Raw genomic sequence first — 10,507 nt, forward strand, 5'->3', positions numbered from 1 at the left:
GAAGCCGCGGTCGCCGAGCGCACTGCGCATCTGCTGGTGGCCAATGAGAAGCTCCGCGACATCGAGCGCAAGCTGCACCAGTCGCAAAAACTGGATGCGATCGGCAAACTCACCGGGGGCGTCGCGCACGATTTCAACAACATGCTCACGGTGATTGCCGGCACTACCGAAATCCTGGTCGCCGACCTCGGCAATCGGCCCGAGCTTCAAGCGGTGGCAGCTCTGATCGACCAGGCAGCGGACCGTTGCACCGAACTGATCCAGCAGTTGCTCGCCTTCGCCCGCAAGCAGCCGTTGCAGCCACGCAACGTGGACCTCAACGCAACCATTGCCGATATTGGGAAGCTGCTCAGGCCTACACTTGGCGAGCAGATCGAAATCGGCTTGATACTGGAAAACGGCATGGCGGCCGCGTGTATCGACCCCTCGCAACTGGCGAATGCGCTGATCAATCTGGCCGTCAACGCCCGGGATGCCATGCCGGACGGCGGCAAGCTGATTCTGGAGACCGCAAACGTCGTGCTGGACGAAGCCTATGCGCAGGGCAATCCTGACGTCCGCCCGGGCGCCTATGGCTTGATCGCCGTGAGCGACACCGGTACGGGGATGTCGGCCGACATGTGTGAAAAGGTATTCGAACCGTTCTTTACCACCAAGGCGTCGGGCAAAGGCACCGGACTCGGACTGAGCATGGTGTATGGATTCGTCAAGCAGTCGGGCGGGCACATCAAGATCTACAGCGAGGAAGGCCACGGCACGACGGTCAAGCTCTATTTGCCGTGCGCCGGCGGATGCGTCGAGGCGGCTATTCCCGTCGTCTTGCCGACACATGGCGCCGGCGAAACCATCCTGGTGGTCGAGGATGACGATCTGGTGCGCGGCTTCGTCACCGCGCAGTTGGACAGCCTGGGCTACCGGACGGTCGCGGTTGCCGATAGCGCTGCGGCGCTCGGGCATGTCGAACGCGGACAGCCCTTTGATCTCTTGTTCACCGACGTCGTCATGCCCGGCGCAATGACCGGCCGCCAGCTTGCCGACGAAGTGACCAGGCTCCGGCCCGGCACGAAGATCCTCTATACGTCAGGCTATACCGAGAATTCAATCGTGCACCACGGACGGCTCGATCGAGGCGTGTTGCTGCTCTCCAAGCCGTATCGCAAAGCAGCCCTCGCCAGCATGGTGCGACTGGCGCTTGGCGATGCCGCAGGCGCCGAAGCGCGACCTAGCCTCCGCGCTGGTACATCAATCGCAATTCCGATGCGGCGGCGGCGCGCAAGCTATGGAGCGCCTTCTTCAGGATGAGAATTTCGTTGGCGGTCAGGGCGCGGCCTTCGCGATGCGCCTGCATCAAGGGTGCTTCGGCGATGCGCGCAGCTTCGCCGGTGGCCGTGAACCCGACCGTCGGTCCGATGCCGCAGATGCCGTGCAGATCGCGATAGGATTGGGAAACCTGCTTGCTGACACCCTCGGTGCTTCGGGACATGCGGTCGGCCGAGACCACCGCCTCCGTGATCTTGCTTTCGAGCGTGGTCGCGAAGCGGTGCCGCACCCTGGCGAGGCGGGCCTCAAATTGATCGGCGTACATCGTGTACTCCCCTGTTCTTTGCCGCAAGCTTCCACGGCAGAGATTAATGGCCAGTCACGATCCGCGAAAAAAAATGTAATGCGTGAATAGAATGCCTGGCTCGATGGCCGCGCCCGAACAGCGGGCGATGGTTGCAGTATTTCTACGCAAAGGTAAGTTAACGCGCGCATAGGACGAAAACCGCTAGCGTCATCGCAATCGCGTCTGAGCCGAAAACCGCGCCTGTTCAAGTCGAAGCTTGCGGCCATAGTGTCGAGTAACCCATCACGCATTCCTTCAAAATGAGGTCGCTCCATGTCTGCTCTACAGCGCCACGACACAAGCCAGATGCCCTCCCTCGCCAGGACGGCGGCGCGAATTCTGGTCATCGATGACGACGACTCCGTCTGCGCCGCCATTCAGGCCATCCTGGCCCGGCGCCAGTGCGACACGGTGGTCACCTCACGCGCCCATGCGGGCATTCACGCGTTCCTGGCCGATCCGTTTGACGTGGTGATGGTCGATCTGTTCATGCCTGGAATGAATGGACTGGATACCATCACGCGCATCCGAAGCGAGTCGGCGGTACCGATCATTGCCATGTCCGGCTTCCGGCTGCGCAATTCGCTGGATGCCGATCAGGATTTCCTCGGCATGGCGAAGCTGCGCGGCGCGACGATTTCGCTGCGCAAACCGTTCTCGCCTTCGCAGCTGGTTGCCGCCATCGACCGCGGACTTGTCCCGGCGGCCTCGACCGGACAGTCAATACAATGAAGCAGAAACAAAATCGGGCGAGCCATCCGAAATGGATGGAGAGCGGCACCGAGAGGGCCGGCGAACCTGAAATAGGACGGCCGTCGCCGGAACGGACGCGGGCCGCGAACGAAGTGGGATCCGCGATCGCCCATCAACTCAACGGGCCGTTGACCGCATTGCGGCTCTATATCTGCGAGATCAGGCAAGGCTTCGGCCAAGCTGACGACAGCGCGGAAACGCGAGACAGCATGCATCAGCTGGTGGAGGCCGCGTTTCATGAAACCGAACGCGCCTGCGCGATGATGCAGGCCATCGCCGAGAGCTTCGAGGGCCCGTTATATCCGGAAACCGCCGCCGCGCTTGGCCGCGATGTGATCAGCTGGTGGTCGCGGAACGCCAGCCCGGACGCGGGTGGGCCCGGTCACGCGGAAAACGTCGCGACGCCCTCCATCCGCGAGCTTCTCACCCCACGGGAGCGCGAAGTTCTGGGTCATGTCAGCCAGGGATGCTCCAACAAGCTGGGCGCCATCCGCATGCAGATCGGCCCGAGAACGTTCGAAAGCCATCGTGCCCGCCTGATGCGGAAGCTCGGGGCCAGAAACGCGGCAGATCTGGTCCGCATGGCGCTCGGTGAAGTCAGGTGATTTCGTGAGACCTTCCGCGGAAACGACGGCGGCGAGCATCGAGCCGGGCAGGCGTGAGCGGTGGGCCAAGCAGGCGTGGCCGCTCTTGTTGGCATGCGGCTTCCTGATTCTTGTCAGCGCCTCCTCGATCTATCTCGTCGTCTCCTCGCAATCCGGACAGGAGATGATGAACCGTTCGCTGCAGCTCGAAAACAGGCTGTGGGGAATCATGGCCACGGTTCGCGTCGCCGAGAGCGAACAGCGTGGCTATCTCCTCACCGGCGATCCGGACTACCTTGAGACTTTCGGTACCACCGTCGATGCCGGTTTGACCGCGGTCGCCGACCTGAGAAAGACCGTGGTCGCCGACCCGGCGCGGCAACGGGCACTTGCCGAAATCGAACCGTTGATGGTGAGCAAGTTCGCCGAGCTGCGGGAAACCGTCCGCCTGCATGACGCCGGCGAGCACGCCGCGGCCGTGGCCCTTGTCCGCACCGGCCTGGGCCGCGATCTCATGACCAGAATCCGCGTTGCGACGCTCCGCCTGATGGACGAGCAACGGCAGCTGGTCGCGGAACATACCTCGACTGTGGTATCGACCAACATCCGGCTCCTGGTGGTTAATCTGGTCGGGCTCGGGCTCATTGTCGTGCTGGCGATGGCCTCGGTTGTTGCGATACGCCGGTCGGCCGCAAGGGAGCTCGCGCAGAGCGAAAGCCGCGCCGATGAACTGCAGGGGACCATTGACCATCGACGCAAGACCGAACAAAAATTCAAAGAGCTACTCGAAGCGGCACCGGATGCGATGGTGGTAGTGAACCAGCGCGGTGAAATCATCCTGAAGAACTTCCAGGCGGGAAAGCAGTTCGGATATGGTCACGACGAGCTTCTCGGACAGAAGATAACGAGCATCATTCCCGATGGCTTTGCCGAACGCCTGCGCGCGGACGGCCTGCGATCGCCGGCCGACGCGCTGGCCCAGCAGATCGGCACCGGCATCGAACTGGTCGGCCGGCGCAAGGACGGCGCCGAGTTCCCGATCGAGATCATGCTGAGCCCGCTGGAGAGCGGCGAAGGAACTCTGGTGACGGCGGCGATCCGTGACATCAGCGTGCGGAAGGAAGCAGAAGAGCATCTGGCGCAGATGGAGGCGAGGTATCGCGGACTGCTCGAAGCGGCTCCCGACGCCTTCGTCATCATGGATCGAAGCGGCAACATCGTCCTGGTCAATGCTCAGACCGAGAAGTTGTTCGGGCACGCGCGGGCCGATCTGCTCGGCCGGAAGATTGAGTGTTTGCTGCCGCCGCGCTATCACGCCCGACATCCATCCAGCCGCGATCAGTTCTTTTCGGCACCGAAGGTGCGTCCCATGGGCGTCGGCCTTGAGCTCTACGGACTGCGCAAGGACGGCAGCGAATTCCCAATCGAGGTCAGTCTGAGCCCCCTGGAGACGGACCAGGGAATGCTGGTTTCGAGCGCGATCCGGGATGTCAGCGTGCGCAGGGAGGCGGAAAGGCATCTGGCGCAGCTGGAGGCCAGGGCGCGAGGGCTGCTGGAAGTGGCGCCCGAGGCCATGGTCGTGGTGAACCGGCAGGGCGAGATCGTGCTGCTGAACCTGCAGGCCAAGAAGCAGTTTGGATACGGCGGCAGCGAACTGCTCGGCCAGAACGTGACGAATATCATTCCGGACGGATTCGCCGAGCGGCTCTTGCGAGACGGGGTCGAGGTGCTGGCCCAGCAGATTGCCGCCGGGATTGATCTGACCGGGCGACGCCAGGACGGCGGCGAGTTTCCGGTCGAGATCATCCTTAGTCCGCTGCAAAGCGGTGAAGGAATTCTGGTGATCCGCGACATCAGCCTGCGAAAGAATGCCGAAAAGCATCTGGCGCAGATGGAAGCGCGGTACTACGGCCTGCTGGAGGCCGCTCCGGCGGCGATGGTCGTGGCGAACCGCCGCGGGAAGATCGTCCTGCTGAACCTTCAGGCCGAGAAAGACTTCGGATACAGCCGCGACGAACTCCTCGGGCAGAAGCTCAAGAGCATCATCCCGGAGCGCTACGCGGAACAACTGATCGAAAGCGGTGCTGCGCCGGAAAATGCAATAGTGCTGCAAGTCGGCACGGACATTGAGCTGACCGGCCGGCGCAAGGATGGCGGTGAATTTCCGATCGAGATCATGCTCAGCCGCCTCGAGGGTGCTGAAGTGCTTCTCGTCATCCGGGACATCAGTATACGCCGGCAGACCGAACGGCTGAAGGACGAGTTCGTCGCGACCGTGAGCCACGAGCTGCGCACGCCATTGACCTCGATTTCCGGTTCGCTCGGCCTGCTGGCGGGGCAGTGGGCCAGCACCTTGCCCCCATCCGCGGCGCGGCTGCTCACGATCGCCCACACCAACAGCCAGCGGCTGGTTCGCCTGATCAACGACATTCTCGACATCGAGAAACTCGAGTCCGGGCGCGTCGTGTTCAATCTGAGCCAGGTCGCCGTGGGTGCCCTGGCGGGCCAAGCCATCGAGGACGTCAGGGGATTTGCCGATAGCTATGGCGTCCACGTGCGGCTTGGTGTCATCTCGAATGGCGTTGACGTGAACGCCGATCCCGACCGGCTCGCCCAGGTCATCACCAACCTGCTCTCCAACGCCATCAAGTTCTCTCCGGCCGGCGGGGAAGTGCTGGTCGCGGTGGAGAAGATCGCTGACGATGTCCGCATCAGCGTGCGCGATCACGGCTCCGGTATTCCTGACGAATTCAAGGCGCACATCTTCGAGAAATTCGCCCAGGCCGACGCCACCAATACGAGGCAGAAGGGCGGCACCGGCCTCGGCCTCAGCATCGTCAAGCAGATCGTCGAGCGATTGGGCGGCAAGATAGGTTTTGACGATGCGCCCGGCGGCGGCGCGATCTTTTACGTCGACCTGCCGGTATGGGACGGCCGGGCCGGCGGCGAGATCGACCTCGACTCCGATCCGGCGGATGCGCGCATCCTGCTCTGCGAAGATAACCGCGAAGTGGCGGCGCTGGTCCGGACGGGGCTACGGTCGGCCGGCTTCGCGGTCGACTTTGCCCACACGGTCGCCGCGGCGCTGGCGCGCGCGGACGCAACCCGCTATGCGGCGATCCTGACCGATCTGAAGCTTCCGGACGGCGATGGCGTCGGCTTGATCGTCCGGCTGCGGGCGCGGCCGGATTATCGGGACACACCGGTCATCGTGATTGCCGGCGATGCCGATCAAGGCCGCGGCGACGTCAGATCGTCCCGGCTCAATATATTGCGCTGGCTCCGCAAGCCAATCGCTTTCGGGCCCCTGATAGAACTTCTCAAGGCCGCAACGGCGCTGCCGCCGAGGCAACGTCCGCGGATCCTCCATGTCGATGACGACTACGACGTGCTTGCGCTGGTCAACCAGGAGCTCCGCTCGATGGCCGATGTGGTTTCCGCCGACAGCCTCGAAAGCGCTCGCCGCACGCTGGCAACCGATCGAATCGACCTCGCGGTCATTGATATCGAGCTGGGCGGAAATTCCGGGCTCGACCTGTTGCCGGTTCTTCGCGACCGCACCGGCAATTCCATTCCGGTCATTATCTTCTCCAATCACGGCGCGCAGGTGCCATGTGACGGTCAGGTCAACTCCGCACTGTCCAAGATGAATTCGTCCCTCGAAAGCCTGAGTGCCGCTGTCCGCGATCGGCTGGCGCTGCTGCCGGCGCAACCCGCAAAGGAAGTCGCATGACCACGATCCGCATTCTCCACGTCGACGACGAGCCTGATATCCGCGAAGTCGTGGAATTATCCCTCGGCCTCGATCCCGCTTTTGCCACGCGCAGCTGCGGCTCCGGCAAGGAGGCCCTCGCGGTCGCCGCCGATTGGCAGCCTGACATGATTCTGCTCGATGTCATGATGCCCGGGCTGGACGGACCGGCAACTCTCGTGCAATTGCGGGAAAACGCTGTTACGGCCGGCATCCCGGTGATTTTCATGACCGCCCGCGCCCAGGCCCGCGAGGTCGATCACTTCTGCTCGCTTGGCGCCAGCGGCGTGATCGCGAAACCCTTCGATCCCATGACGCTGGCCGCATCGGTGCGCAGCTATGTCAAGCCGGCGCGCGATCCGATGCAAGATCTGCGGGCCGGGTTCCTGTTGAGGGTCAGAAAAGATACCGCCACGCTTTCGAAAGAGCGTCTTGTGCTGAAGGATGGAAACCGGCCGCCGGCCACGCTGGACCGGATCAAGATGGTTGCGCATGCGCTATCGGGAGCCGGCGGAATCTATGGCTTTGCCGAACTCAGCGACGCGGCGGCCACGCTCGAAGACGCGGCCATTGCCGAGCTCGCGGTTCCCGGTGCCGGCGATGCAACCAACCTGGCGCTCGATGATCTGATTTTCCATGCCGAGAGTTGTTCGGCTTCCGGAAGCCCCCTCAGCTGAGGCGAGGCACCTGCCGCGCAGCACAAACAACCGATCTCCCGTGTATTACTACGCAGGCAGAATTTAGCCCCGCATTAGTTCATCTGGGGTTTGATCAATGTCGAAATGCCGGGCAGTCCATACGATCCGGCGATCGGTAACAGGAGCGACATCATGCGGCAATCGGCCTTGGAAATCGATGCACCGGACGTTCAGGCAGGTACGCCCGCGATAGCTGAATGGCGATCGGGGGGCCATACGCCCAGGATGCTCATCGCCGATGACGATCCTTCGGTCGTGAGGTTGCTTGCGGCTCACTGCACGCGCATGGGCTTCGATATCGAAACCGCCGCCAATGGAATTCAGGCGCTTCTCAAGACCGGCCGGTTCAAGCCCGACATTCTGCTGATCGACGTCAACATGCCGGAAGTGGACGGCCTGTCGGTCTGCGCTCATCTTCTCGACTCGGGAAAGGCTCCGATGGACGTGATCGTGATCACCGGCAGCAGGGATCCGAATACGCTCGAGCGGTGCGAGGGCTTTGGCGCTTACTACGCGCGCAAGGGGCCGAACTTCTGGAACGATCTGGAAGCCGCATTGGCGGAGATCCATCCCCGCATGGCCGGCGGGATCCGGCAATCAAGTTCGGGCGACGAGGCGCCTCCGGAGATACGACGACATCCGCGCGTGCTGCTCGTCGACGACGACAACGACGTCAACCGGTTTCTCGGCAGCCGGCTCGAGAAGTGCGGCATCGAACTGGCCTATGCCTCCGATGCGATCCAGGGTTTCAAGATGGCCCGCCGCGACGAACCTGCCGTCATCGTGACCGATTATTTCATGCCGAACGGCGACGCCAAATATCTGCTGACCAAGCTGCGCACCACGGCCGTGACGGCCAATATTCCCGTCATTGTGCTGTCCGGACGGCAACTCAACGAGACGACCATACAAACGCTGCGGCGGGAGATCTACGGCCACCCGGGGGCCGCGCATGTCTTGAGGAAATCGGAAGATACTTCGGCGCTGTTCGAAACGCTGAAAAAATTCTGCGGGTTCGAGCCGGAACGGACCCGGTCGACCGACGTCTGGCTAGGGAGCCACAACTGACCGCGCGGCGCGCACGAGGGCAGTGCGCGCAATCAGTCGTAGGGTGGGTTGAGCTCTTCGCGAAACCCACCAATTCCGCCGCTGCGATGGGTTTCGTGACCAGTTCGGACATGCGTCCGATCGGGTCGCTCTACCCATCCTACGAGATAGATTTCAAGGAATCGGCCGTCTAGTGAACAGTGGCCATTTCGGCGCTCGCGGTGGAGCGCAACAGGGCCAGTCCCTCGCGCAGCCGAGGGATCTCGTCGTCGGTGAGTTCGCGTCCGGCTTTGACGACGGGGAGGAGCAATTGCTCGATCGAGCGCGCCACCCTGCCGGTTCCGACAAAACCGAGGGTCGCGCCGATGCCGCACAGGCCATGGGCCTGGCGATGCGCGATCATGATGGCATCAAGCCCGGCCTCGTCGCTCTCTCGCGGCATCGCGCGCTCGATCTCTTCAATGCGGTAGTCTATTCTGGAGGCGAAGCGCTCGCGCACCTCGGCAATGCGGTCGACGAACAGGTCGCTCATGACGGTAGCTCCATGGACGCGTCTTTCGATACGCGAGAAATTAGACACTTCAACCGTTAATGATCCCCTCAGATTTTTGGCGGACGGCTCGTCAGCGGCGCGAGCAGCGCAGAACATCGGTTGGGGTGAGCTGGACGGGGGCTACGCATTAGTACCGAGGCAATAGTTACCCGGCATTAGCTCATCCGGGGGTCCGATCGATGCCGAAATGCCGGACAGGCTGACACGATCCGGCGATCGGAAACAGGAGCGACACCATGCAACAAGCTGCCCTTGAAATGGAACGGCGCGATGTCCAGGACGCGACAGCGTTCGCAATCGAATTTCAGTCGAGCGAAGAGGCCGTAAGGATGCTCATCGTCGATGACGATCCGTCGGTTGTGCGATTGCTTTCAGACCGCTGCGCTTGCATGGGTTTCGATGTCGCGACGGCGGCCACCGGGATGCAGGCCTTTCTCAGGGTAAGCCGGAACAAGCCGGACGTTCTCGTCATCGACGTCAATATGCCGGAGGTTGACGGCCTGTCGGTTTGCGCGCATCTGATGGCGCAGGACAGGGCGCCGACGAATGTGATTGTGATCACTGGCAGCAGAAATCCGGACACCCTCGATCGATGCGCAAGGCTTGGCGCATCTTATGCGCGCAAGGGACCGAATTTCTGGAGCGATCTGGAAGCCGCATTGGCGGAAATCAATCCGCGCTTGGCCGGCAGGGTCAGGCGATCCGGTTCGACCGAGCCTGAGATTCGGCGACGTCCGTGCGTGCTGCTGGTCGATGACGATAACGACATCCATCGAATGCTGAGCAGCCGGCTGGAGAAATGCGGCATCGATATCGCCTATGCCCCCGACGGGCACAACGCACTCGGGATCGCGCGCCGCAACGAACCGGCCGTCATCGTGACCGACTATTTCATGCCGAACGGCGATGCGGAATATCTGCTGACCAGGCTTCGCGCCGACGCGGCGACCGCGGCCATTCCCGTCATCGTGATGTCGGGACGGCACCTCAGCGAGGCCACCGACCAGCGGTTGCGGCGAGAGATTTCCGGTCACCCCGGCGCCGCGCATGTCCTGAGAAAATCCGAAGGCAATGCCGCGCTGTTCGAAACGCTGAAGCAGTTCTGCGGGTTTGAACCAGAGCGAACCGGGCCGGCCGAGGTGTGGTCGCGGAGCTACAACTGACGCTGCGCCAAGCAGCCTGTCGGTTCAGGTTCAAGCCTCCAGCAGTTTGCCGCGCACGTTCGGGCCGAACGCTGCGATCGTGATGATCACGACGACCATCGCCGCCGTGATCAGGCCGAACACGCCGCCGACGCCCAACTTGCGCAGCACATAGGCGATGATGAAGCCTGAAAAGGTCGCGCTCACCCGGCTCATCGAATAGACGAGGCCCGAGGCGCGGGCGCGGATCGCGGTCGGGAACACCTCGGTCTGATAGGCGTGATAGGCATAGGACATGGTCATGTTGGCGGCGGTGAGCAAGACGCCGCTCAGGATCAGGAGCGCAGGCTGCGCCAATTGCGAGAACGCCGTC

The 10,507-nt window shown here is 62.6% G+C and carries 10 protein-coding genes; 7 read left to right on the forward strand and 3 right to left on the reverse strand.

Features of this window, described 5'->3' with window-relative positions:
* Nucleotides 1-1,302 (forward strand): ATP-binding protein (locus ABSG20_RS20110; RefSeq protein ID WP_423866264.1); only part of this gene is annotated, 1,302 nt, incomplete at its 5' end.
* Here the strand turns inward: ABSG20_RS20110 and ABSG20_RS20115 are convergent.
* Nucleotides 1,223-1,585 (reverse strand): hypothetical protein, encoded by a 363-nt coding sequence (locus ABSG20_RS20115; RefSeq protein ID WP_423866265.1) that lies wholly within the window; start codon nt 1,583-1,585, stop codon nt 1,223-1,225. The genes ABSG20_RS20110 and ABSG20_RS20115 overlap by 80 nt on opposite strands.
* A 294-nt stretch (nt 1,586-1,879) precedes the next feature.
* On the opposite strand from ABSG20_RS20115, the gene ABSG20_RS20120 reads away from it, so the two are divergent.
* From ABSG20_RS20120 to ABSG20_RS20140, 5 genes are all read left to right on the forward strand, one after another.
* A complete protein-coding gene (locus ABSG20_RS20120; protein ID WP_423866266.1) occupies nt 1,880-2,338 on the forward strand; it encodes a response regulator in 459 nt (152 codons plus the stop codon).
* Complete coding sequence (locus ABSG20_RS20125) at nt 2,335-2,964, forward strand: LuxR C-terminal-related transcriptional regulator (protein WP_423866267.1); 630 nt, start codon at nt 2,335-2,337, stop codon at nt 2,962-2,964. Before ABSG20_RS20120 ends, ABSG20_RS20125 begins: the two co-directional genes overlap by 4 nt.
* 4 nt (nt 2,965-2,968) lie before the next feature.
* Nucleotides 2,969-6,676, forward strand: coding sequence for a PAS domain S-box protein (locus tag ABSG20_RS20130; protein WP_423866268.1), 3,708 nt, complete (start codon nt 2,969-2,971; stop codon nt 6,674-6,676).
* On the forward strand, nt 6,673-7,371 hold the full coding sequence (locus ABSG20_RS20135) for a response regulator (RefSeq protein WP_423866269.1): 699 nt from the start codon (nt 6,673-6,675) through the stop codon (nt 7,369-7,371). Before ABSG20_RS20130 ends, ABSG20_RS20135 begins: the two co-directional genes overlap by 4 nt.
* Before the next feature lie 153 nt (nt 7,372-7,524).
* Entirely contained in the window at nt 7,525-8,460 is a 936-nt protein-coding gene (locus ABSG20_RS20140) for a response regulator (protein ID WP_423866270.1), read from the forward strand.
* Nucleotides 8,461-8,629: 169 nt separating this feature from the next.
* On the opposite strand, the gene ABSG20_RS20145 is transcribed toward ABSG20_RS20140, so the two are convergent.
* Complete coding sequence (locus ABSG20_RS20145; protein WP_423866271.1) at nt 8,630-8,971, reverse strand: Hpt domain-containing protein; 342 nt, start codon at nt 8,969-8,971, stop codon at nt 8,630-8,632.
* A gap of 257 nt (nt 8,972-9,228) precedes the next feature.
* Between ABSG20_RS20145 and ABSG20_RS20150 the strand changes: the two genes are divergently transcribed.
* Nucleotides 9,229-10,155, forward strand: a complete 927-nt coding sequence (locus ABSG20_RS20150; protein WP_423866272.1) for a response regulator — start codon at nt 9,229-9,231, stop codon at nt 10,153-10,155.
* 30 nt (nt 10,156-10,185) lie between these two features.
* Here ABSG20_RS20150 and ABSG20_RS20155 read toward each other — a convergent pair.
* On the reverse strand, nt 10,186-10,507 hold a 322-nt coding region (locus ABSG20_RS20155), incomplete at its 5' end, for an MFS transporter (protein WP_423866273.1).

It is taken from the genome of Bradyrhizobium sp., assembly GCF_049512235.1.
In the GTDB taxonomy this organism is placed as follows: Bacteria; Pseudomonadota; Alphaproteobacteria; order Rhizobiales; family Xanthobacteraceae; genus Bradyrhizobium.